This is a genomic window from Clostridium taeniosporum, from assembly GCF_001735765.2.
Taxonomy (GTDB): domain Bacteria; phylum Bacillota; class Clostridia; order Clostridiales; family Clostridiaceae; genus Clostridium; species Clostridium taeniosporum.
The window spans coordinates 2,635,401-2,661,562 of sequence record NZ_CP017253.2; the positions used below are offsets into that span (position 1 = coordinate 2,635,401).

Annotated in this window: 23 protein-coding genes and 1 other annotated feature; all 23 genes read right to left on the minus strand. The window is 27.2% G+C overall.

All coding sequences use genetic code 11. The annotated features are described in order from the left end of the window. Positions 1-118 precede the first annotated feature (118 nt). The 23 genes from secG to BGI42_RS12220 all read right to left on the minus strand — a co-directional run bounded on the left by secG (position 119) and on the right by BGI42_RS12220 (position 26,161). Entirely contained in the window at positions 119-352 is a 234-nt protein-coding gene (gene secG / locus BGI42_RS12110; RefSeq protein WP_069680540.1) for a preprotein translocase subunit SecG, read from the minus strand. Positions 353-598: 246 nt separating this feature from the next. Continuing rightward, positions 599-1,894 (minus strand): phosphopyruvate hydratase, encoded by a 1,296-nt coding sequence (gene eno, locus BGI42_RS12115; protein WP_069680541.1) that lies wholly within the window; start codon positions 1,892-1,894, stop codon positions 599-601. A gap of 384 nt (positions 1,895-2,278) precedes the next feature. Further along, complete coding sequence (locus BGI42_RS12120; protein WP_069680542.1) at positions 2,279-2,863, minus strand: protein kinase; 585 nt, start codon at positions 2,861-2,863, stop codon at positions 2,279-2,281. Positions 2,864-3,189: 326 nt separating this feature from the next. Then, a complete protein-coding gene (gene gpmI / locus BGI42_RS12125; RefSeq protein ID WP_069680543.1) occupies positions 3,190-4,728 on the minus strand; it encodes a 2,3-bisphosphoglycerate-independent phosphoglycerate mutase in 1,539 nt (512 codons plus the stop codon). 400 nt (positions 4,729-5,128) lie between these two features. Beyond that, complete coding sequence (locus BGI42_RS12130) at positions 5,129-5,731, minus strand: HD-GYP domain-containing protein (protein WP_069680544.1); 603 nt, start codon at positions 5,729-5,731, stop codon at positions 5,129-5,131. Between the two features lie 250 nt (positions 5,732-5,981). After that, the gene (gene tpiA / locus BGI42_RS12135) at positions 5,982-6,728 is read right to left on the minus strand and encodes a triose-phosphate isomerase (protein ID WP_069680545.1); all 747 of its coding nucleotides are present in this window, start codon (positions 6,726-6,728) and stop codon (positions 5,982-5,984) included. A 122-nt stretch (positions 6,729-6,850) separates the two neighbouring features. Further along, positions 6,851-8,041 (minus strand): phosphoglycerate kinase, encoded by a 1,191-nt coding sequence (locus BGI42_RS12140; protein ID WP_069680546.1) that lies wholly within the window; start codon positions 8,039-8,041, stop codon positions 6,851-6,853. A gap of 115 nt (positions 8,042-8,156) precedes the next feature. Then, positions 8,157-9,173 carry a type I glyceraldehyde-3-phosphate dehydrogenase gene (gap, locus tag BGI42_RS12145; RefSeq protein WP_069680547.1) on the minus strand — a complete coding sequence of 339 codons (1,017 nt, stop codon included), beginning with the start codon at positions 9,171-9,173 and terminating at the stop codon, positions 8,157-8,159. 82 nt (positions 9,174-9,255) lie between these two features. Continuing rightward, positions 9,256-10,287: a sugar-binding transcriptional regulator gene (locus tag BGI42_RS12150; RefSeq protein WP_069680548.1), complete on the minus strand. Its 1,032-nt coding sequence runs from the start codon at positions 10,285-10,287 to the stop codon at positions 9,256-9,258. A 233-nt stretch (positions 10,288-10,520) separates the two neighbouring features. Continuing rightward, the gene (rpoN, locus tag BGI42_RS12155; RefSeq protein WP_069680549.1) at positions 10,521-11,891 is read right to left on the minus strand and encodes an RNA polymerase factor sigma-54; all 1,371 of its coding nucleotides are present in this window, start codon (positions 11,889-11,891) and stop codon (positions 10,521-10,523) included. Between the two features lie 464 nt (positions 11,892-12,355). After that, on the minus strand, positions 12,356-13,192 hold the full coding sequence (locus BGI42_RS12160) for a DegV family protein (RefSeq protein ID WP_069680550.1): 837 nt from the start codon (positions 13,190-13,192) through the stop codon (positions 12,356-12,358). Positions 13,193-13,210: 18 nt separating this feature from the next. Next, a complete protein-coding gene (locus BGI42_RS12165) occupies positions 13,211-13,672 on the minus strand; it encodes a tRNA (cytidine(34)-2'-O)-methyltransferase (protein ID WP_069680551.1) in 462 nt (153 codons plus the stop codon). A 193-nt stretch (positions 13,673-13,865) separates the two neighbouring features. Beyond that, on the minus strand, positions 13,866-15,395 hold the full coding sequence (locus BGI42_RS12170; RefSeq protein WP_069680552.1) for a VanW family protein: 1,530 nt from the start codon (positions 15,393-15,395) through the stop codon (positions 13,866-13,868). Between the two features lie 210 nt (positions 15,396-15,605). Further along, complete coding sequence (locus BGI42_RS12175; RefSeq protein ID WP_069680553.1) at positions 15,606-16,547, minus strand: glycoside hydrolase family 25 protein; 942 nt, start codon at positions 16,545-16,547, stop codon at positions 15,606-15,608. Positions 16,548-16,628: 81 nt separating this feature from the next. Further along, a complete protein-coding gene (locus BGI42_RS12180; RefSeq protein ID WP_069680554.1) occupies positions 16,629-18,155 on the minus strand; it encodes a sensor histidine kinase in 1,527 nt (508 codons plus the stop codon). Beyond that, a complete protein-coding gene (locus BGI42_RS12185) occupies positions 18,145-18,855 on the minus strand; it encodes a response regulator transcription factor (RefSeq protein WP_069680555.1) in 711 nt (236 codons plus the stop codon). The genes BGI42_RS12180 and BGI42_RS12185 overlap by 11 nt, the downstream gene beginning before the upstream one ends. A gap of 463 nt (positions 18,856-19,318) precedes the next feature. Further along, the gene (locus tag BGI42_RS12190) at positions 19,319-20,224 is read right to left on the minus strand and encodes a D-alanine--D-alanine ligase (RefSeq protein WP_069680556.1); all 906 of its coding nucleotides are present in this window, start codon (positions 20,222-20,224) and stop codon (positions 19,319-19,321) included. Positions 20,225-20,683: 459 nt separating this feature from the next. After that, positions 20,684-21,310, minus strand: coding sequence for an endonuclease III (gene nth, locus BGI42_RS12195; RefSeq protein WP_069680557.1), 627 nt, complete (start codon positions 21,308-21,310; stop codon positions 20,684-20,686). Positions 21,311-21,328: 18 nt separating this feature from the next. Next, positions 21,329-22,033, minus strand: coding sequence for a lysophospholipid acyltransferase family protein (locus BGI42_RS12200; protein WP_069680558.1), 705 nt, complete (start codon positions 22,031-22,033; stop codon positions 21,329-21,331). Between the two features lie 47 nt (positions 22,034-22,080). After that, positions 22,081-23,082, minus strand: coding sequence for a tRNA epoxyqueuosine(34) reductase QueG (gene queG, locus BGI42_RS12205; protein WP_069680559.1), 1,002 nt, complete (start codon positions 23,080-23,082; stop codon positions 22,081-22,083). 11 nt (positions 23,083-23,093) lie between these two features. After that, positions 23,094-23,678: a serine O-acetyltransferase EpsC gene (gene epsC / locus BGI42_RS12210; RefSeq protein ID WP_069680560.1), complete on the minus strand. Its 585-nt coding sequence runs from the start codon at positions 23,676-23,678 to the stop codon at positions 23,094-23,096. 270 nt (positions 23,679-23,948) lie between these two features. Next, positions 23,949-24,860, minus strand: coding sequence for a cysteine synthase A (gene cysK, locus BGI42_RS12215; protein ID WP_069680561.1), 912 nt, complete (start codon positions 24,858-24,860; stop codon positions 23,949-23,951). Between the two features lie 248 nt (positions 24,861-25,108). After that, positions 25,109-25,361, minus strand: a binding site (T-box leader). Positions 25,362-25,474: 113 nt separating this feature from the next. Further along, positions 25,475-26,161: an ABC transporter ATP-binding protein gene (locus tag BGI42_RS12220; protein WP_069680562.1), complete on the minus strand. Its 687-nt coding sequence runs from the start codon at positions 26,159-26,161 to the stop codon at positions 25,475-25,477. Between the last annotated feature and the right edge of the window lies 1 nt (position 26,162).

A 26,162-nucleotide genomic window follows, 5' to 3' on the forward strand; every position in this document is an offset into this window, starting at 1 on the left:
CGACCCAATTAAATTATAGATGAAAAATTTCTTAAAACAATATAATATATTATATGTAAACAAAAAATTTTTCATATAAAAAAAATAAGAACCACTTTACAAAAAGTAGTCCTTATTTTTATTTAAGAAAATTTAATATTAATGTATTAAGTGCAAATAATCCTGTAAAAATCCAAGTTAATCTTACAAGCATTACTTCTTTAGTTCTTGCTTTATTTTTTGAAAAGAATGTATCTTTTGATCCACCTTGTATTAATCCACTTAAAGCATCCGCTTTACTAGGTTGCATAAATATAGTTATTACTATTAACAAACCTAATAGTATTTCTATACCCATTAACATACTTTGCATAGGTAATCCCTCCTATATAATTAACTCATTACAAAATAACATATTTATTAAAATTGTAACATAACATTTATTTTATTACAACTTTACACTAATGTAAAGCTTCTATATTTATACAAAATAAATTCTTTCTATAATGTATTCAGTAATTGTAAACTAATAATTAAATTAAGAAATAGCTACAAAAAAATTGTAGCTATTTCTTAATTTTATTAGATGCTATATCATTTTTTTACTTTGTTTTATAGATTATTTTTTTACATTAAAGAATGCTTTTCTTCCTCTGTATTCAGCTACCTCAGCTAATTCTTCTTCTATTCTTAATAATTGATTATATTTTGCAACTCTTTCAGATCTAGCAGGTGCTCCTGTCTTTATTTGTCCTGCATTAACTGCAACAACTAAATCAGAAATTGTAGTATCTTCTGTTTCTCCAGATCTATGAGAAATAACTGCTGTATATCCTGCTCTATTAGCCATTTCTATTGCATTTAAAGTTTCTGTTAATGTACCGATTTGATTTAATTTAATAAGTATTGAATTTCCTGCTCCAATATCTATTCCTTTTTCTAATCTCTCAGTATTAGTAACAAATAAATCATCACCAACTAATTGAACTTTCTTTCCTAGTCTTTCAGTTAATAAAGTCCATCCTTCCCAATCTTCTTCTGCCATACCATCTTCAATTGAAATAATTGGGTATTTATTTACCCATTCTTCAAAGAAATCGACCATTTCTGCTGATGTTAATGTCTTTCCTTCATTTTCTAATACATACTTACCATCTTTATAATATTCAGATGATGCTGCATCTATAGCAATGAACATATCTTCTCCAGCTTTATATCCAGCCTTAGTTATTGCTTCTATAATTACATCAATAGCTTCTGCATTTGATTTTAAATCAGGAGCAAATCCTCCTTCATCTCCAAGACCAGTAGCATAACCTTTTTCTTTAAGAGTATTTTTTAATGTATGATATACTTCTGCACACATTCTTAATGCTTCACTAAAACTTGGTGCTCCTACTGGCATAATCATAAATTCTTGTAAATCTACTGAGTTATCAGCATGTGATCCACCATTTATTATATTCATCATTGGTACTGGTAAAACTTTTGCATTTACACCACCAACATATTTATATAAAGATAATCCTAATGCGTTTGCAGCGGCATTTGCAACAGCTAGTGATACTCCTAATATTGCATTAGCACCTAACTTTCCTTTATTATTAGTTCCATCTAATTCTATAAGCATTTTATCTATATATGGTTGATCAAATACATTACATCCTATTAATGCTTCTGCAATTGTCTCATTAACATTTTTTACTGCTGTCAAGACACCTTTGCCTAAGTATTTATCTTTATCACCATCTCTTAATTCTACAGCTTCATACATACCAGTTGAAGCACCTGATGGCACTGCTGCTCTTCCCATTGTTCCATCTTCAAGATATACTTCTACTTCTACAGTTGGAAAACATCTTGAGTCTAATATTTGTCTAGCCACAACGTCTATTATTTCTAAGTAATCGTTCATTTAATTATCCTCCTCAAGTTTTATAATGTCATTTGATAATGTTTATCAATATCATTTTAATACATAAAACACAAAATGAAAAGATTTTTTTTATTACCTTAATATTATTACTAAAATAAAGACTTAATATTCAAAAACATTTTTCCGATATTTTGTTCTTTGTAGATTAAATTTTTTATACTCATATTAACACTTTTCTGAGCATCTTAAGCAGTTATACTAATTGAAGATATTTTAGTTTTAGTAACCCAAAACTCTTAATTACCTATATCTTTTCACTTTAATTTTCTTAATAAAAAAAATAATTTAATGTTTTATATTAAATTAGAAAAAGCCCTTAATCTAAATAATTAAAAATTATTTAAATTAAAGACTTTTAATTCTTTATTGTTCATTATTAAAATATCTGTCAAATTTAATTCTCCATTGACTTGCTTTTTTCTTATTTATATATTTAATTCCTTCAAGAAATTCATCTAAAACCCCAATTTTTTTTAACCCTTTCATTAAATGTCTTGGATAATCTACTTTTCGAGAATATGCTTTTTTAGGATCAATTATCATTATTTTCTCATCTTCTGATACAAAGATATCTTTACATCTAGTATCTAATTTAGTAAATTTAAGTCTTTTAAATTCTGTTAACAAATTGTATATTTTCTTTATTAAACTTTTACTTAATCCATTTTTCTTAATATAATAATCTAATCTTTCTCCATTAACAATCTCTCTTACTACATATAACTTTCCTCTTTTATAAAGTTTAGGAAAATACTTAGAGCCATTTGTTCTATAAAGTATTCCTCCCTCATCTTTACATACCCTTTGAGTTAAAAAAATTTTTACTACCTTATTTCCTGGAAGTTCATAAACTATTCCATTATTTCCTTGACCAAGATATTTTCCTTCTCTAAATAGTTTTTCAGTCTTTTCATCAAAATCAGCAGAATAAGCAAAATTTTTTTTCATTTCATCAACCCTAAGTCTTTTTTATAAATATATTATCTAAAGTCTAAATTTATGCAAAAACAAATTTACTGTTCCATACTTTTCAATTACTAATTAATAGATAAATTGAAAATTTTTGTTGAAAACCTTGAATATTTTTTACAATATATATTTTAAAATTCTACTATAAGTTTTTCATTAATTATTCATTTAATATTTTTAATTTTTAACTAATACTTGCTTCAAATTAAATCATATTTGCTTTAGAATCTTTAAAAATATTATGATTTTTCACATAAAAAAAGAGTTTAGTAGATTAATCTTCTAAACTCTTTTAAAACTATCTATTATTTAGCTTTTACTAAATTTTCTCCTGTCATTTCAGCTGGAACTTCTAATCCTAGTTTAGTTAACATTGTTGGAGCTATATCAGCTAATTTTCCATCTGTTAATGTTCTTCCTTCAGTATCATTTGCAACCCATACGAAAGGTACTGGATCAGTTGTATGAGCAGTAAATGGATTTCCTGTTGAGAAATCTATCATTGTTTCAGCATTACCATGGTCAGCTGTTATAAATAAACATCCATCTTTTTCTAACATTTTATCAGCAATTTTTCCTAAACATTCATCAACAGATTCTATTGCTTTTACAGCTGCTGGAATAACCCCTGTATGTCCAACCATATCCGGATTAGCAAAATTTAGGATTACCATATCATATTCATCTGGATCTAATCTCTTTAGTAATTCTTCTGTTACTTCGTATGCACTCATTTCTGGTTTTAAATCATATGTAGCAACTTTTGGTGATGGAATAACAATTCTTTCTTCTCCTGGATTTTCTTTTTCTACTCCACCATTAAAGAAGAATGTAACGTGAGCATATTTTTCAGTTTCAGCAATTCTCAACTGCTTTAATCCTTTTGAACTTACATATTCACCAAGAGTATTAACTAAAGTTTGTGGCTTGTAAGCTATTTCAACACCTTCTAGAGTCTTATCATATTGAGTCATAGTTACAAAAGTAAGATTTAAAGTTTCTCTTTTAAAACCATCAAATACTTTATCATTAATAGATCTTGTTATTTCTCTCGCTCTATCTGGTCTAAAGTTAAAGAATACAACTGAATCTCCATTTTTAATTGTAGCTGTTGGAGCTTCATTTTCTAAAACTACTGTTGGTAAAACAAATTCATCTGTTTTATTATCATGGTAAGAATTTTCTATTGCTTCAACTGCACTATTAGCTGTTTCTCCTTTACCTAATACTAATGCATTATAAGCAAGTTCTATTCTTTCCCATCTGTTATCTCTATCCATAGCATAGTATCTACCACTTATAGTTGCTATCTTACCTACACCTATTTCCGCCATCATAGCTTCAGTCTTTTCTATAAATTCTTTACCTGATGATGGTGCAACATCTCTACCATCCATAAATGCATGAACATATACATTTTGAATTCCTTCTTTTTTAGCAAATTCTAAAAGTCCTCTTAAATGTTGAATATGTGAGTGAACTCCACCATCTGATAATAATCCCATTAAGTGTAATGCTGTATTATTATTTTTAGCATTATTCATAGCTTTCATTATTGCTTCATTTTCAAAGAAATCTCCATCTTTTATAGCTTTAGTAATTCTAGTTAATTCTTGATATACTATTCTACCAGAACCAATATTTAAATGCCCTACTTCTGAATTCCCCATTTGTCCTTCTGGTAGTCCAACTTCTAGTCCACTTGCTTGTAATTCTGATGTTGGATAATTTGCTACTAATCTATCAAAATTAGGTTTTTTAGCTAAACTTACTGCGTTTCCTTCTGATTTTGGTGCTATTCCAAAACCATCTAATATCATTAACATAACTGGTCTTTTTGACATATTCCTATCCCTCCAGATTTATTATTAAAATATCATAATATACTACTATTATCTTTTATTCACTATATTTTTAACCATTTTAATTATATTATTTTTTGAAATGTATTGCAACTTGTAAAACCTTCAAGATTATATATACTACAATGTATATACCTTAATATATATAAATTTCTTTTTTTAAATATATTTTTCCTTTAATTCTTAAATGTAAAAAAAGTCAACTCTAAAATTATATTTTCGCTTTTAATCTTAAATTAAACTTATATGTATATCATTATAATTATATATATTAAAGATTAATAAACATATTTTGATTTATTTAATGCTTTTCTAGTTAAAAAATATTTTATCTAAGTAAATTTAGCAGTAACTCAATATTTATAAAATTCTATAATTATATCTATAAATCTTTATAATATTTAGTTACTATATTATTCCAATTATCTAATATACACTCTACAATTTCAGGATCATACATTCTTCCACTATTTTTTGAAATTTCATTAAAGCACTCTTTATCACTTAATAAATCTCTATAAGGTCTATTAGTCTTCATTGCATCTATAGAATCACAAATTGCTATAATTCTAGCTCCTAAAGGAATTTCATTTTGTTTTAATCCACTAGGATATCCTTTTCCATCCCATCTTTCATGATGATGTAATACTATGTAAGATATATTTTTCAAACTTTTAGCTTTACTAAGAATTTCAAAACCTATTTCAGGATGTCTTTTCATCATTTCCCATTCTTCAGTATTTAGTTTTCCTTGTTTATTTAAAACATTATCTGAAACTCCTATTTTTCCTATATCATGCAAATGAGCAGCCATATGATACATTTCCAATGTATCTTCTGATACTCCTAAAGTCTTACATAATTTATAAGTCATATCACTTACTCTTGTAGAATGTCCTGATGTATATAGATCTCTAGCCTCTAATGCGGCAACCATACTTTCTATTATATCATGATATATTATATTTTCATTTATTGTTGACATTTTTATTACCTCTTTATTTCATTGAATATGCTAATATTTACTAATATGTTATCATATTATCACTCTATAATAAATAATTAATTTGATAATCATTATCAAATTAGTCTTATCTATTTTAATTAGCATAATTAATGTAATAAATTATTTATTAAAACTGATGCTGAAATTATATTTTATCATTTATTTATATTTAATAATTTTACATATAAAAAGAGACCATGATTTAATCATAGCCTCTTTTAATTAGTTCTTAGTAATTAACTATTGCAGAAAAATCTTCTGCTTTTAAGCTAGCTCCACCAACTAATGCTCCATCTATATCAGACATAGCCATTTGTTCTTTTATTGTATTTGGTTTAACTGATCCACCATATTGAATTCTTACTTTATCAGCAACTTCTTTTCCATACATTTCTGTAACAACGTTTCTGATTGCTAATATTGTTTCATTAGCTTGTTCTTTAGTTGCAGTCTTACCAGTTCCAATAGCCCAGATTGGTTCGTAAGCTATAACAACTTTTTCAGCTTGATCTTTAGTTAATCCAGCAATATCAACTTTAATTTGACAAGCAATGAAATTATCAGTAACTCCACTTTCTCTTTGTTCTAAAGTTTCTCCACAACAAACGATTGGAGTAATGTTATGAGCAAATGCTGCTTTAACTTTTTTATTTATAGCTTCATCAGTTTCATTGAAGTATTCTCTTCTTTCACTGTGTCCTAAAACTACATATTCAATTCCCATAGCTTCTAACATTCCTGGAGCAACTTCTCCTGTGAATGCACCACTTTCTTCAAAGTGCATGTTTTGAGCTGCAACTTTTATGTTTGAACCAGCTACTGCCTTTTTAACAGCATCTAAACATACAAATGTTGGACATACAACTACATCACAAGTAGCATCCTTAACTAATGGCTTTAATTCTTCTACCACTTTTACTGCTTCATCAACAGTTTTATTCATTTTCCAATTTCCTGCAATAATTGCTTTTCTCATCGTTTTCACCTCATAATAAAATTATAATAAAATATAAAGTTATGTAACTTTACAATAACTAATTCTACATAACAAGGTAAAACTCCTTTAAGAAGTTTTACCTATTATTAACTTATTTAATATTAATCATTTAATGCAGCTATACCAGGTAACACTTTACCTTCTAAGAATTCAAGTGAAGCTCCACCACCAGTTGAAATGTGAGTCATCTTATCTCCAAATCCTAGTATATTAACAGCTGCAGCTGAGTCTCCACCACCAATTATAGTAGTAGCATTTGAATCAGCCATTGCTTTAGCTACTTCAATTGTTCCTTTATTGAAGTTTTCAAATTCGAATACTCCCATTGGTCCATTCCAAATTACAGTCTTAGCATCTTTAACAGCATCAGCATATAATTTTTCTGTCTTTGGTCCAATATCTAATCCCATGCTTCCAGATGGAATATTTTGATCTTCTGTTACTACAGCTTCAACATCCTTGAATTCTGCTGCAACTCTATGATCTACTGGTAATAAGAATTTAACACCTTTTTCTTCAGCTTTAGCAATCATTTCTTTAGCATAATCAAGTCTATCTTCTTCAACTAATGAAGTTCCGATTTCATATCCTTGAGATTTTAAGAATGTATAAGCCATTCCTCCACCTATAATTATAGTATTAACTTTATCTAAAAGATTGTTAATAACAGCTATTTTATCAGAAACTTTTGCTCCTCCTAATATAGCTACGAAAGGTCTCTCTGGAGTTTCAACTGCATTTCCTAAGAATTTTAATTCTTTTTGAATTAAGTATCCACATACAGCAGTATCAATATAATCAGTTACTCCAACTGTTGAGCAGTGAGCTCTATGAGCTGTACCAAATGCGTCATTAACAAAGATTTCAGCAAGTGAAGCTAATTCTTTAGAGAATTCTTCACCATTCTTAGTTTCTTCTTTTCTATATCTAGTATTTTCTAATAATACTACATCTCCATCTTTCATTTCAGCAACTGCTGCTTTAGCATTTTCTCCTACAACATTGTTGTCTGGAGCAAATTTAACTTCTTTTCCTAACATTTCACTTAATCTTTTAGCAACTGGAGCTAAAGATAATTCTGGCTTTGGTTCTCCCTTTGGTTTACCCATATGTGAGCAAAGAATAACTTGTGCTCCATTATCAACTAAGTATTTTATTGTAGGAAGAGCTCCATTTAATCTATTTTCATCAGTTATAACACCATCTTTTAATGGTACATTAAAGTCACATCTAACTAAGACCTTTTTACCTTTTACTTGAATATCTTCAATTGTCTTTTTGTTAAAATTCATCTCGTTCACCTCTAATTGTTAAATCTTTTAATATTTTAAAATAGTCTGGCCTTATAGCCTTATACTACAAAACCAGACTTATTTATGCTTTAATTACTTTAACTAAAAACTTAAATTATTTTAAGAAGTTAGAGAAGTATTTGATTGTTCTAACCATTTGGCTAGTGTATGAATTTTCGTTATCATACCATGAAACAACTTGAACTTGGTATGTGTCTTCATCAACTTTAGCTACCATAGTTTGAGTTGCATCGAATAATGATCCGTATTTGATTCCTACGATATCAGAAGATACTAATGGTTCTTCAGTATATCCGTATGATTCATTAGAAGCAGCTTTCATAGCAGCGTTTACTTTTTCAACTGTAAGATCTTTTCCTTTAACTACAGCAACTAATATTGTAGTTGAACCAGTTGGAACTGGAACTCTTTGTGCAGAACCGATTAACTTACCGTTTAATTCTGGGATAACTAATCCGATAGCTTTAGCAGCACCAGTTGAGTTAGGAACTATATTTACAGCAGCAGCTCTAGCTCTTCTGAAATCGCCCTTTCTGTGTGGTCCGTCTAATACCATTTGGTCTCCAGTGTAAGCATGGATAGTTGACATAATACCAGTTTGAATTGGTGCTAATTCATTAAGTGCTTGAGCCATTGGAGCTAAGCAGTTAGTTGTACAAGAAGCTGCAGATATTATGTTATCTTCAGCAGTTAAGATATCTTGGTTAACGTTGAATACAACTGTTGGAAGGTCGTTTCCAGCTGGAGCTGATATAACAACTTTCTTAGCACCTGCATCGATATGTGCTTGAGATTTAGCTTTTGATACATAGAATCCAGTACATTCAAGTACTACGTCTACTCCTAATTCTCCCCAAGGAAGTTTTGAAGCATCAGCTTCAGCGTAGATTTTGATTTCTTTTCCGTTAACAACGATGCAATCATCTTTAACTTCTACAGTTCCTTCATATCTACCTTGTGATGAATCATATTTTAATAAGTGAGCTAACATCTTAGGATCTGTTAAGTCGTTGATTGCAACTACTTCATATCCTTCTGCTCCAAACATTTGTCTAAATGCAAGACGTCCAATACGTCCAAAACCATTAATTGCTACTTTTACATTTGCCATTAAAATTACCTCCTAAAATAATGCTTTTTAATGCTTTTTTATAAAAATAAATTTTACAAACTAAATTAATTTTATACATAAATTAATGACTTAATACTTCTAGTATTTTTTTACCAGTTTCTTCGTCAGTGACTAAGATTCCATTAATATCATTAAATTCTGTCGATATTATTGACTCTACTTTATTCTTTCCACCTGCAACAGCAATATGTGTTTTTATTTTTCTTGCTTCACTAATTTTTATTCCAATCGAAGTAGCTTCTGATATTATTTGAGAATCTTTGGTAAAATAGCATCCAAACGCTTCTCCAACTGCTCCATTATCTATAAGACTTTGAATTTTAGCTTCTGAAACTCCTCTTTTTTTAGCCATCTGTACTGCATTTCCTATTCCATACATTAATACATCAGCCTTATGTAAAGTATCTACTACTGTTTTTATTTCTTCTTCTTTAAGTAAAGTATCTAATACATCTAAACTTAAATTTTCTGAAACATGTAACATTTTATAACTACCATTTAACTTTTTTGCTAATAAAGCAGCTAATGTGTTTGCTTGAGTTTCAACATTTTTGCCTACTCCACCTCTTGCAGGTACTACTTGAATATTAGATAAATTGTTTATTTTCGGAAATTCTTCTACTACTGCTTTTAATGTACTTCCGCCAGTTAATGCAATAATATTATTATTAACTAGAACGTTTTTTACATAATGAGCACACGCTTTTCCTAAATCTTTTAAAATTGAAGGATTTTTATCTAAATCTCCTGGAACTATAATAACTTTCTTTACATTAAGACTTTTTCTTAATTCTTCTTCAAGTTCTGAAAGTCCTTTTATTTCATGGATAAAATCCTTTAATTTATTTATTATATTTTCACCATCTTTAGTGACAGTCATCCCTGGAGTATTTATTTCTATTAAACCTTGAGAGTTCAAAAAACTTACTTCATTTCTTACCACTCTTTCACCAATTTTCAATTCATTGGCAAGAACTCTTCTACCTATTGGTTGATTATAGTATATAGTTCTAAGCATATTGTATCTCTTTTCCAATGTTTCAACAAGCTCTGGAACTATCTTTTTCTGTAACTCTAATATTTCATGCAACATAAACACTCCCTTGGTCTTTATGCGTCCCATGCACTTAAATCATGTCCCACAAATAATATTATAAAACACCTTGTCAAATTTTTAAAGGCTTTAAGTGAAATTTTTTTATATTTTTAAAGTTGGTTATATTAATAATGAATTTTTAACACTTTTAAATATATTAAACATATAAATATTTAATTAATATTTATATGTTTAAATTTTCTAATCTCTAAATATGAATTTTCGCAAAACTAGATTCTTTTTCTCTTTGATGAAGATTTAATTCCTAATTCTTCTCTATATTTTGCTATAGTTCTTCTAGAAATATTTATATTTTTTTTATTTAATATTTCAGAAATAACTTTATCAGAAAATGGCTTTAATTTATTTTCTTCATCTATTATTCTTTTTATTTCATTTTTTATTCTATTTGTTCCAATATCGCCTTCAGTATTTAAAGATATACCGTTTTCAAACAATGTTTTTATCTTTATTGTTCCATAACTTGTAAGAACGTACTTATCCTTTATAGCTCTACTTACTGTTGATTCATGCATTTCTATTTCTTCTGCTACTTCTTTTAATGTTAAAGGTTTTATAAATTCATAACCTTTCTCAAAAAATTCCTTTTGCTTTTTTAACAAACACTTTAAAACATTATATAATGTGCTTTTTCTTTGATCTATAGATTTGATTAAAAACATTGCTTTATTAATCTTATCTTTAACATAACATACAGTTTCTTCATCTGTATTTTTTTCCAGAACATTTTTATAAGTTTTACTTATGCTAAGCTTAGGTAATACTTTATCATTCATTATAATAAAATATTCATTTGCTATTTTCTTTATTTCTGCATCAGGTATTATATAACCCACCTGTTCTCCTGTATAAAAACCTCTAGATGGTTTTGGTTCTAATTTTTTAATTAAATCCCCATATCTTTGAGCTTCTTTAGGTTCTATTCCAACATCTTCACCTACAAGCTTATATTTATTATCTGCTATATTACCTAAGTGATTCTTTATTATTTTCTCCATCTTCTCATCTAATATACCTAATTTTTTACTCTGAATTATAAGACATTCTTCTATATTTCTAGCACCTATACCATATGGTTCTAAATCTTGTACAATTTTTAATGCTTGTTCTACTTTTTCCTTATTTATATTAAGTTCATTTCCTATTTGGGTTGTTGATATTTCCAAATAACCTCTATTATCTAAAGATTCTATGATGTATTTTGATATTCCCACTAAATATGGATCACGATTAAGCTCAATTAATTGTTCTTGTAAAAACTCATTTAAAGATTTGCTTTTTTCAATATAATTCCAAGGTGTAGAATCCTTTTCCTTATTATCTATATAGCTATTATCAACTTCATTTTTATAATTACTAGATCCAAATTCCTTTATTAGACTTTTGTAATCATACTTATCTTTTAAAGAATTATTATCTGTTTCATTAATTTCTAATATTGGATTTTCTGCATATTCATTATCAATAAATTCTCTTAAATCATGCATAGACATTTGTAAAAGTTTTATTGATTGTTGCATACTTTGAGTTAATACAAGTTTTTGATCCTGGACAATTTTCATACCATAATCTAATTTCATAAACATCCTCTTTCCTTACACCATATTATAATTAGAATAAAATCACTGCTAATTTTAGTTAAACTAAAATTATTTAAACATATATACTTAAATTTAATAATTTGTATATTTATATATAAATTCTCTATAAAATAGTATACTCTGATTTCCTAAGTCAAAGCAAGTAATCCAATTTTCACTTTACAATATATTTCAAATCTAAAGTTTAATAACAATTAAAAATCGCTAAGCAACTGTGGAAAGTTGATTTTTTTTAGTCATGCATCCTTTTGAAACGTAGTGCAGCAATAATGATGCCACATATGATTATTTTTTATTCTTTAGGTATACTCATAATATCTTTAAAACATAGTATTTTATAATTTATCCACAAATCTTCTAACAATATAATTTCCAAAAAAATAAAAAACCATAATCTAAACAGATAACTTAACATCATGTTTAAATCATGGCTTATTCTAATTTTATTTAGATAAGTATACTAGTCCACAACAATTGGGTCCAGAATGAATACATACACTTGATCCTAATGGACATTCCGTATATTTTAAATTATTTGTTTGTAAATATTCTAAAAGAGCTGCTTTTATCTCTACATTTTTTGCATCTACTAATAATACCGGAACATCTTCATCTAAATTAGCTTGTTCAAATTCAGAAATTATTTTCTTAATAACTTTTTTATTTCCTCTTACCTTATCTTTAACAGACATTAGTCCATCTTTTATATCTAATATTAATTTTATTCCAAATACACTTCCAACCATTCCAGCTGTTTTGGATATTCTTCCACCTCTTATAAGATACTCTAAAGATTCAAAACACATTAATGTTTTCACATTATATTTAACAGAATCAATAATTTTAAATGTTTCTTCTAAACTATTTCCTTTTTCTAAAAGTACAGCTGCCTTTAAAACTAAAATCCCTAATGCTGGTGCTATATTTTGAGAATCTACTACTATTATATCATCACTTTCCAATGTGCTTTTTGCTATACATGCAGATTGATATGTTCCACTCATAGCAGACGACATGTGAATTGAAAATATTTTATATCCTGCATCTAAATATTTTTGATATATTTCTATAAATCTATTAGGAATAACTTGACCTGTAGTTGGTAATATATTTTCTTTTTCTATTCTTTCAAACACTTTATCAGCGTCTATTTCAACTCCATCTAAATAACTTTCTTCTTTAAAATTTATTAAAACTGGTAATACTTCTATGTCATATTTTTCATATATTTCTTTTGGTAAATCAGCAGTGCTATCTGTTATAATCTTTATCTTCTCCATTTGCCTAATTTCCTTCCCCTATTTCATATTTGGAAAACCAAATTGTCTTAAAGCTTCATATGCAACTATTGACACAGTATTAGATAAATTTAAACTTCTAGTACTTGATTGAATCATAGGTATTCTCATTCCAGAAATTACTTGATGAATTTCTTCTGGAACACCACTTGACTCTCTTCCAAACATTATAAAATCACCTTTTTGGAATGATATTTCATTATAACAGTCCCCAGCATGAGTACTTGATAAAAATATTCTTTCATTTTTATATTTTTCCATAAATGCTTCATAACTTTCATGGATTTCCAAGTCTAGATACTTCCAATAATCTAACCCAGCTCTTCTTACATGTTTTTCATCTATATCAAAACCTAAAGGTTTTATCAAATGTAGTTTACTATCTGTAAGTACACAAGTTCTTGCTATATTCCCAGTATTTTGGGGAATTTCTGGTTGATATAATACTATATTTAAATTCAAAAGATCACCTTCTCTTTGCTTACTATTATAGACTCAGTATAATTAAAAAGTATACTATATGGTTTATTAACTGTCTAGTCATTCATCTGTTTAATTTAACTTATTTTTACATTAATAATTAAATTAACCAAAATAAAAGGTATTTTTAAAATACCTTTTATTTATCTAATTAAAAATATCATTCTATTTCTAATTATTGAGCCACTGGTGGTGTAACTACATCTCCTGGTACTTGAGGTGCCGCCGGTGGAGTAGTTGGTGGTGTTTGACCTGGTGCTACTGGCTGCTGATCTGCTCCTGCTGGAGGAATTAAAGGTTGAGGTCCCTTTTTAACAATTATATCTACAGATGTATAATAATCAGTTGATATTAATTCTTTATTTACTTGAGTGCCATTTTCATATGTTAATTGATACGAATTAGCTTTATAACCAGTCATACCACCATTTTCTGTAACTTCTTTTCCTTCTGGTAAAGTAGGGTCTTCTACTACTTTTACAGTAGGTTCTATAGTTTGAATTATTTCATTTTCCATATCATAAGTCTTACCACCTAACGAGGCTACATCACCATATATATTATAAGTCATAACCTTATTATATGTACTTCCTTGTATATAAATTGGAGATCCATATGTATTCTTAAATTTATAATCTATATCTCCATAAGAAACAGTCGCATCTAATCCTGGTTTTGCATATCCTACAGACATAGAATGATTTCTTCTTTCTAAAGATCTTATATTAGCATGCATTGCTGCTCTATAAAGTGATGTTGAAACTTGGCAAATCCCTCCACCAATTCCTGGTTCAACTTTATTTCCAACATAAGTAGCTGCTTCTTTATATCCTCTTTTTACAGTTCTAGGTCCAACTACTTCATTAAAACTAAATGCTTCTCCTGGCATTAAAATTGTTCCATTTATTGATTTAGTTGCAAGTTCTATATTAGCACTTCTACCCTCTGATGATGTGCCATAATTTGAAGAATATGATCCAATAATTCCATTTATTTTTGATAGATCCTTACTTTTAATTTTGGGTTGTACACTTTCTAAATCTATTGAAACTACAACGTCCTCATTTATATCACTGCTTATAGCTTCTTTTAATTTTTTATGAAACTCATCTATATTTATACTTTTTCCAACCACATCATTAACTACCTGAAAGCTATTCCCATCAATGGAAAGCGTAGCATCTTTAGGCTTCTCTTCAACTTCATTTTTTATTTTCTCTTCATAAGATTTTAATTTTTCTTCATCATATGATAGATTTAAATCAATTTCGTGCTTATCATTTCCGTTATTCTTTATATAAGAATATTTTTTTAATACAGAATCATTCTTTCCAAAATTCAATGCTTCATTTACAACATTGTCAAGATCATAAACTGGAGATATCTCAGAATATAACAATTCAAATTCCGATTTACCTATTTTTACTATTGCTTTTTTATCGTTTATTTCTCCTTGAAGATCTTGAGCTAATTTTTCTCTTGCCTCTTCCTTAGTCATTCCTCCTATATTTACACCCTGTACTTCAACACCTAAATATATTTTATTGTTCCATTCTTTTACTATTTTATTGATAGATAAAAAATATCCAGTAAATAATGCTGAGATAATCACTAAAATAGTGCATACTAACATTATTATTTTCTTTTTATTATTACCAAATACTTTTTTTAGGACTTTCCCCCTTCTTTCATTATCTTGATTCATATTTATTCCCCTTTCAATAAATATACTGAATTAATAGTTAATACTACTAATGTTATTTATAAAAAATTATAAATTTTAAGCATAATTGCAAATTTATTATATCATATTATCTCTTATGCTTAATAAGAATATTATCGTAAAATTGACATAAAAATAAAGGCACCTTTAAATAAAATCAAGATACCTTTATTTAATTCCACTCTATTTCATTTATACTGTAACCTTAGCTCTATTTTTAGATGTTTCACCATCATAATCAAATGCTTCAATTGTAATATTTATAGGACTTCCTTTTGGTACATTAAGTTTTCTCTTATCTATAATATACTTAGTTGCTTTTTCGTCTACAGTAGATATCCAATAATTATTTACAAATATATTGTACCCTAATAAATCTATATCAGGTACACTATTCCATGATACGTATATATTATCTTTATCCATTGTTGCTCGTAAACCAGTTACATCACTTGGTTGAATTAACAACTCTATATGATCAGGTCCCCAATTGGCATCTACTGGATTACCTACTCCCATTACCTTTTGATCTTCACTATATTGCCAAATTCTCCATCTAGTCCAACCTCCAATGTCAGGTGGAAATGGTGGATTAATAGGAAGCTTAGTATACATAGCAATCCATAATGGCATATTCTTTAATGGATATCCTTTTCCTTTAACATAAAAATTATCATATAATTGTATGAAAAATAATCCAGTATAAAGCATAAGTCTTCTTCTAGTTTTTCTTTCAAATCTAACTCTAAATCTATCTATCCACTGAACTAATGTTTTTGTAGGTATAGATTTATCAATTGGAACTTCGATATCTAATACAGGAAATAGATCCCCATAGTTTTTAGTTCCAAAACCTTCTTGAAGTAAATTTATAAAATCATCACATTGTCTATCAGCATCTGTCAAATCATATGATGGTACTCCAAAGTGATATGCTCCTACAGGAATCCCATAGTTTCTGCTTTCTTTTGCAAATTCAATAAATTTTTTATCTACTCTAAATCTACCTGTTCCTGATCCAGATGATCTTAAGTATAAAAAGTCTATTTGGGTAGCTAAAACATTAAATTGGGCATTTTGAGTAAATTCATTAATATCTATTCCAAAAAGACTTTTCGGATTTTTATTTTGCATATTTCCTCCAAATAAAAATTAGTCTTATTATAAAATATTAAAGTTACTCAAAAAAAGTACCAATAAAATATAATTATATACTTACTCTAAATTTTCCAATTTTAACTTAACATAAAAACTTATATTATCACCAATACATTCTGCCCATATTTTACCTTCATGAAGATTTATTATATTTTTACATATAGCAAGACCTAATCCTGTTCCTCCTGTAGTAGTGTTCCTAGATTCATCAACTCTATAAAACCTATCAAATACCTTATCTAATTTTTCTTTAGATATATGTTCACCATTGTTTCTACATACAAAAGTAATATAATCGTCTTTTTGATACAGTCCTACTATTATCTTTCCTGGCTTAATAGAGTATTTTATAGCATTCATTATTAGATTTTCAAATACTCTTAACATTTTTACTACATCAATCAAAACATATGCTTTATCAACATCAAATTTTTTATTCATAATAATTGAATTTTCATCTAATATCGGTGTCATTTCATCTATTAGTTGTGATAATAATTCACATAAATTAACTTTTTCTTTACAAAATTTTATAGCATTATTATTTAACTTTGTATACTCAAATAAATCCTCAATTAATAAATTTAATTTTTGCGCCTTATTATGCGCTATGCCTAAATATTCATTCATTTCTTCTTTATTTTGATATCTACCTTCTTTTACAAGTCCTATATATCCCATAATAGAAGTTAAAGGAGTTCTTAAATCATGAGATACATTTGTAATTAAATCTGTTTTTGTCTTTTCTGCTTCTCTTTCAGCTTGAATTTTTTCTCCTATTTCTTTTGCCATATTATTTATATTATTAGCTATTTTTCTGATTTCATCTCTTCCCTTTTCTTCAATTCTATAATTTAAATTACCGTTTGCTATTATTTTTAATCCACCTGCTATTTCATCTAAATACTTCATCTTATTATTAGTGATTACTACAAATGAAATTATAAAAATTATCAATGTTAAAGATAATGCTAGTGATGAATTAGACATTTCAACAGTATTATATACTATCTCTGCTTTAGGAACTTTAGAATATATTAAATATAATCTTGAATCTCCTACTTTTAGTGGCATAATATGCACTCTTTCCCTAGCAGCATTGCTTGTATTATTCTCATTAGAAATTATATCTCTAAATACACTATATATATCTATTGTTTCCTCATATACATTTGAAGTTTTAAAAATAACTTTTCCATCAGTATTAGTAATGTACACCTTACTATTATTATATATAGGTGAATTTAATATTTCTTCTATTTCTTTTGAATCACTTATTTCTAGATTTTCATTTCTCTCTAATTCATTTAGAAGCATATTAGCTTCTTTTTCAGTTGATTCATAATCATAAAATACTTCTGGATTGTGGTATTCTTTTTTTAATAACACATCTGTAAAATTATAAAAAGTAAAAGATATTAAAAAACATATTCCAATTACCAACATCAATTCAAATCTAATACTTCTTTCAATGTTTATCCTTAATCTTAAACACGTATTTCTAAAAAATTTATATACTTTTAAAAATTCTAACTTTTCATTAAATTTCTTATATAAACTTTTAAGTTTTTTCTTACTTTTCAATTTTATATCCAACTCCCCATACGGTCTTTATAAATTTAGGGTTCCTTGGATCGCTTTCTATTTTTTCTCTTATCTTTCTTATATGTACCATTACAGTATTATCTGATGACATAAACTCCTGATTCCAAACACTTTCATATATATTTTCTATTGAAAAAACTTTGCCTCTATTTCTAGCAAGTAATAACAATATATCAAATTCTGTAGGCGTTAATTTTACTATATTATTATTTAACATAACTTCATGAGTTTCTAAATTTATAAATAACTCATCAATTTCTATCGTGCTTTCTTCTGACTCCTCATTATCAGAATGTTTTGTATTAAATTTACAAAATCTCCTTAATTGAGATTTAACTCTAGCAACAAGTTCTAAAGGATTAAATGGCTTAGTTAAATAGTCATCAGCCCCCATATTAAGCCCTAATATTTTATCTATATCTTCACTTTTAGCAGACAACATTATTATTGGCATTTCCTTTTCTTCTCTTATCTTTAAACATGTATCTATACCATTTAATTTAGGCATCATAACATCTAATATTACTAAATCTATATCTTTATTCCTAATTACATCTAATGCCTCTTCACCATTACAAGCTTTTACAGTAATATAACCTTCACTTTTTAAATATATTTCAACTAAATCTCTAATTTCTTTTTCATCATCAACAATTAAAATAGTTTTATTTTCTAGCATGTCCATCCCCCTTTTATGACTTTAAATAAACATAATATCCCTTAATTATATTTTAACTTAAATTTCTAAAAAAAACCTCCGTAAACTTCTTAAAATTTTCTAAACTTAATCCTTTCTTTTATTATCGGATGTGAATTATGATAATATAACTCATAAAATAAAAAAGTGGATAATTAAGAGTTGAGAGTTTTGGTTAAAAGTCTTAAGGCTTTCTAAAAATATATATTTTTAAATTTTACTAGGCATTTTTCATTAACTCTCCACTTTTCACTATTAATTTTCAATTAATATTTCATTTATACTTAAATTTTATTATCCTTTCCAAGCTTTAAATATTTTATTTATTTTTAACCAAAAATAAATAAAGATAAGACTTTAAGCAAGTCTTATCTTTATGTTATATTATTATCATTTTATAATGGTTAAAATTTGGTTAAAATTTTCATTTTTAACTAAAAATTGTTTATCTAACAACTTTCATTGACTCATCAATTATCATATCTATAAGTTCTGAAAATGATATATCAAGTCCGGCTGCACTCTTTGGAATTAAACTATTTGGAGTCATTCCAGGCAAAGTATTAACTTCTAAAATATAAGGAACTTTATCTTCTGTTACTATCATATCAACTCTTGCATAAACTTCACACTTTAAAACCTTATATGTTGCTAGTGCCATTTCTTTTACTTCTTCATGTAATTTTTTAGGAAGTTCTATAACAAATTCATCTGAACCTCCATCAGAATATTTAGCTGTAAAATCAAAGAATTCTGCTTTTGGTTTTATAGCTACAACTGGTAACATTTTATCTAAAAATACAGGACAAGTTATTTCATCACCTTTTATAAATTTTTCTATAATAACTTCACTATCCCATTCAAAAGCTTCTTTAACTGCATTTTTTATATCTTTTTCATCTTTTATTATAAATGTTGCAACACTTGATCCACCATGGGTAGGCTTTACTACTACTGGATACCCCATCTTTTCTATTTCTTGATAATTTATTTCATCATTTCTTCTTAAATTTATCCAAGGTGCTGTTCTTATATTAGAAGCTTTTAATATACACTTACTTATATCCTTATCCATACACATAGAACTACTTAATGGTCCACACCCTGAATATGGTATTCCTAATGTTTGAAGAACTGATTGAACTGTTCCATCTTCACCAAATTGACCATGTAATGCTAAAAGTGCAAAATCAATTCCTTTTACTTTATTTATTATATCTTCTTTTTCATCTATAACTATAGGTACTACTTCATATTTGTCTTTATTTATACTATCAACTATTGATTTACCGCTTTTTAAAGATATTTCTCTTTCTGATGAAATACCACCCATTATTACTCCAACTTTCATAAGTTCCCTCCAAAATCTTAGTTCAATATTTTATATTATGCTATTTTTTTATATGTGCTTATATTTGTTTTATAGTACAACATTGCAATTATACTATACTTACTTTCATATTTCTAAGCTTAATTACTTAATTTATTATTTAGACACATTCAAATAAATAACTAAGCAATATTCTATTATTTTGTAAACTACTTCTTCCTTGTAACCTGCTAATAGAATAACTATTAGTAGAACCAAGTCATTATATTTCACAAAATACCTGCCATATCTTTAACTTGTTATTTATTTTCATACGCCTTATAGAGTATAAATATTAAATAAAACTTAATCTAAGTCTTTCAATAATATATCCTATAAAATATATATTAATAAATTTCTCTATAAAATTAAAGAACCACTAATAATAACCTTTAAATTACTAGTGGTTCTAACTGTTTAAATTTTTCTAAAATAAATAAATTATTTTTCATCATCATATTTACATATATTATTTAATGGACACTCACTACATTTAGGATTTCTAGATGTACAACATCTTCTACCATGAAATATTAATAAATGATGAGTTAATGACCATTCACTTTTAAGTAATTCTTTTTGCAATTGTTTTTCAACCTCTAATACATTCTTAGAATTTGCAAGCCCTAATCTATTTGAAACTCTAAAAACATGTGTATCAACAGCTATAGAAGGTACCCCAAAAGCATTAGATAAAACTACATTTGCAGTTTTTCTACCTGCACCTGCAAGAGAAGTTATACCTTCCATGGTATTTGGAACTTCACCATTAAAATTTTCTTTTAATTGTCTAAACATAAGTATTAAATTCTTAGACTTATTTCGATATAATCCTATTTGCTTAATTCTTTCTTCTAATTCTTCATTTGTTATTTGCAAAAAAGAATCTAAATCTGGATAATCTCTGAATAAAGTCTTAGTAACTTCATTAACCTTTTTATCAGTAGTTTGAGCCGATAAAATAGTTGCTACTAATAATTGAAAAGGTGTTTTATAATTCAATTCACATTTAGCATCTGGATATGTTTCCTTTAAAATATCTAAAATCTTTTGTGTTCTTAATTTCATATTATTTTAAAAATCCTCCTATTTGTAAACACCCCTATATTCTTCTGGCAATAGGTTAGCTATACTCTTCATTAATATATGGAGACATCTATCATCGTATTCATGTTTATCTTCATCTTTATTTTTCTTTGGAAGTTCAATGTTTTTCCCGATGTTTATATATACATTAGCTTTATGCCATTTTTCTGCTCCCATATCACCAGTTTTGCTTATCGGAAGAAGTTTTTCTGTTCCACACATTCCAATTGGAACTATTTCTGCTTTTGACATTCTAGCCATTAATAAAATACCTTTTTTCCCTTCAATCATTGCACCAGTTCTACTTCTAGTTCCTTCAGGGAAAATCAAAACATCTTCACCAGATCTAAGAGTCTTAATAATGCTAGTAATTGCATCTTTGTCTGCCGAATTAGGTTTTATAGGAATATTTTTTACAATCTTTGTTCCTATTCTTGTTATTATATCATCACTTAATTTAGCTCCTGCAATAAAATACGGATCACTTTTCTCCTTTAATATTTTATCTAATACTAAACCATCTGCATTACTTAAATGATTACATATAAAAATTCTTGGTTTTTTAACCTTATCTATATTCTCAATTCCCGTTAATGTTATATTAGCATATTTTTTTATATAACCTGAAACTTTCATCTTTCCAAACTTAACAAAAAGACTTTCTGGTAACAGTTCTAATATTTTAGCTATAGTTGGTGACAACATTTTTTTCTCACTCCCAATCAAATATCTAAATCTCTTCATACTAATAATTATATTCTAGTTTTTTGGAAAAGTCTATTTATATACCCATTTAAATATGGTGACTCAAACTTCGGAATTTTGCTCAAGTCATCATTTTTTAAATAGATTTTCCTTCTAATTAAAGCATTTCTTTTTAAAACATTTTTTCCTCTCCATCCACAAGATGTATTTTTAAATGTTTCCTTAAACTGAGTATTTCCCATATTAATAACAAAATCATTATCATCACTATTCATAAAATCAAATGGTAAAAATTCTGGTATTTTAGATAACTCTTTTTCTATATTATAAGGACAGACTAACTGACAAGTATCACATCCAAACATTCTCCCTTGCAATTTTTCCATTTCCCAATCTTGCAACTCTTTTTTTTGTGTAATATAAGATAAACAGATATTACAATTTTTTTTATTAGCATTAATAGCTTTGGTTGGACATGCCACATAACATTTATTGCATTCCCCACATTCTTTAAATGAATTTAAATCATCTAAACTTCCATTGTCATCATCATAAATTTCTAAGTCAGTTATTATTTCACCTAAAAAAATATATGATCCATACTTCTTATTAATAAGTAAATTATTTTTTCCAATAAATCCATTTCCAGCTAAATAAGCTATATATCTTTCTGGTAACGCATTACTATCAACAAAGCCTTTAGCTTTTCCACCATGATATTCTATAATTTCACAAATAATTTTTAAATATTTACCAATTACATAATGATAGTCCATACCTTTTGTATATAAAGAAAAACCATTATTAGTATTTATCTTAGAAGTTAAATAAGGGAAAGCTATAGAAATTATAGTCTTCCCTTCTTCTAAATATTGATTTGGATTAATCCTCTTTTCAACATCATCCTCTTCAAATTCATTTTGTAAATTTAAAATTTTTCTTTCTTTGTAAAAACTCTCTAATTCATCAAATCTTCTACATTTTATAAAACCTATTGAATCTATTCCTAAAGAAGCACAAGTTTTAATTATTTGATTTTTTATTCCCATCGTATTTTCCTCTAAATTATCATTTCATTATATATTTTTTTCTTTCTCCCCTTTAAATCCTCTATTTCAATTATAGAAGTCTTGGTTCGAACAATATTCCTTGCTGAAACTCCTACGGTTGTTGCTCCTTTAGGAACATCATATAATACAACAGCATTAGAACCTATTTTAGCATTATCTTCAATTTTAATAGGACCTAGAATCTTTGCACCTGCCCCTATAAGAACATTATTTCCAATTGTCGGATGTCTCTTTCCTTTATCTTTTCCAGTTCCGCCAAGAGTTACTCCGTGATATAAAATAACATTATCACCAATTTCTGCAGTTTCTCCTATAACCACACCCATTCCATGATCTATAAACAGCCCCCTGCCTATAGTCGCTCCTGGATGAATCTCTATACCAGTAAAAAAACGTGCTAATTGAGAAATAAGTCTAGCTAAAAAGAAAAATTTGTGCTTATATAAAAAATGTGAAATTCTGTAATATATAAGTGCATGAATACATGGATATAAAAGTAATACTTCCACCTTGCTTTTAGCAGCAGGATCATTTGTTAAAACCCTTTCTAAATCATAATTTAAATTTTTAAACACAATCCCCTTCTCCTTTATTATAAAATTCAATGAAAAAATAACTATTTACACGTTTTTTAATTGAGAGTGAAGAATTGAGAATTGAGGGTTTTGATTAAAAGCCTTAAGACTTTTTAAAAATATATAATTTAAATTTTATCAAGAATTTTTTAATCTATTCTCCTCTTTCAATTCTCAATTAATCTTACCTAATCTTAAATTTTATCAGACTCTTATCATTTAAAATTTTTATAATTTTCCATAAGAACTTTTATAACCTAAGCTATTTTGCTAATCATATATACCCATTGATATATATTTTTCTCCTCCATCTGGTGCAATAGCTAATACTTTTTTTCCTTTTCCTAATTTTTTCGCCATTTCTATTGCTGCATGTATAGCAGCTCCAGCTGATATGCCTACTAAAACTCCTTCTGTTTGAGCAAATGCCTTAGTTGTTTTTAATGCATCTTCCTCTTTTACTAAAAATACTTCATCTATATACTTTTTATCATATATTCCAGGTATAAATCCAGCTCCTATTCCTTGTATTTTATGAGGACCTGGTTTACCTCCACTTAATACTGGTGATGTAAATGGCTCAACTGCTACTGATCTAATGTTAGAATTCTTATTTTTTATATTTTTAGATATTCCAACTAATGTTCCGCCAGTTCCAACACCAGCAACAATCATATCTAAATCTGGTATATCTTCATAAATTTCTTCAGCTGTAGTTTTATAATGTTTTTCCGGATTAGCTAAATTTTCAAATTGTTGAGGAATAAAATATTCATCTCCATTAGCTATTTCTATTGCTTTTTCTATAGCCCCCTTCATGCCTTTACTTCCATCTGTTAATATTAGTTCTGCTCCATATGCTTTAATTAGAGCTCTTCTCTCTTTACTCATTGTTTCAGGCATTACTATTATTACTTTATATCCTTTTAATTTTCCAATCAAAGCAAGTGCTATACCTGTATTTCCACTTGTAGGCTCAACTATTATTGATCCTTTCTTTAACAAGCCTTCTTTTTCTGCTTTTTCTATCATACCAAGTGCAGCTCTATCTTTTACACTTCCACCTGGATTAAATTTTTCTAATTTAACATAAACCTCAGCCATATTATCGTTATTAACTAATTTATTTAATTTTAAAATTGGTGTTTTTCCTATTAATTCTAGTATTCCATTATAAATCATCTTTTTTCCTCCTCTTTTTTATTTATTAATTTTAAACTATCATATATCCTTGAAAGTCTTCTTTGTTCACTAAATACATAAAGTACTGATCAAATCATCTTTTTTATTATTAGTAGAAACTCTAGTATATATAACTATCTTTCTATACACATTTTTAAATATTTTTAATAACTATTTGTTATCTCCTTGATATTTTAATATTACTAATTTTTTATATTTTATATAAAAAAAACCTCATCCCTATAAAATATAGAGACGAAGTTATATCCGCGATTCCACTCTAAATTGAATTAAAACTTTAATTCCCCTCAAATTTAGCACAAATCTATGCATCATCACTGTAACGGGTGATTCCGAAAAATCTTACTATAAGTAAAAAACTCAATTCAGATTTCAACTCCAAAGTGCACTTCACATAAATTCTTGATAAAAAGATTTCAGCTAATTCCTTTCTCTCTGTAAACTATCCTTTATGCTACTTTACTTTTTCACAGTTTTTAATTCTGAGTAAATTGATATGTTTTATATTTTTATTATATGTTATTTTTGAAAAAAGTCAATACTTTTTATAAATTTTTCTCTAAAAAGTATTGACTCTAAACATATAAATTTTATTAAATAACTATTTCTCCATCATCTATTTTTATGATTTTATCGCACAAATTTGCAATTCTTTCATCATGTGTGACTATTATTACTGTTTTTCCTAAGCTGTTAAGCTTTTTAAATATTTTCATAACTTCTTTTCCATTCTTCGTATCTAATGCTCCTGTTGGTTCATCTGCTAAAATAATTTTCGGATCATTAATAAGAGAACGTGCTATAGAAACTCTTTGTTGTTGTCCCCCAGATAACTCTGTTATTTTCTTATTTTTAAGATTCTCTATATCTAAATCTTTTAATAAATTTAAAGCTTTTTCTTTTATAACTTTTTTATTATGCTTAGTATTTCCTAATAAATTAGAATATATTGCTGCAAGTTCAACATTTTCAATCACCGTATATTCTGACAATAATGCAAAGTTTTGAAACACAAAACCAATATTTTTATTTCTTAATTTTGCTCTTTTCTTTTCATCTATATTATCTATCTTTTCATTGTCAATTATTACTTCTCCTGACGTTACTTTATCTATACCACCTAAAATATTTAACAATGTAGATTTTCCCGAACCAGAACTACCAATTATAGCAATTAAAGAACCTTCTTCAATTTGTAAATTTATATTTTTTAATACTAATACTAAAGTATCATCTTTACCATATTCTTTATATACATTATTTAATTTTATAAAACTCATA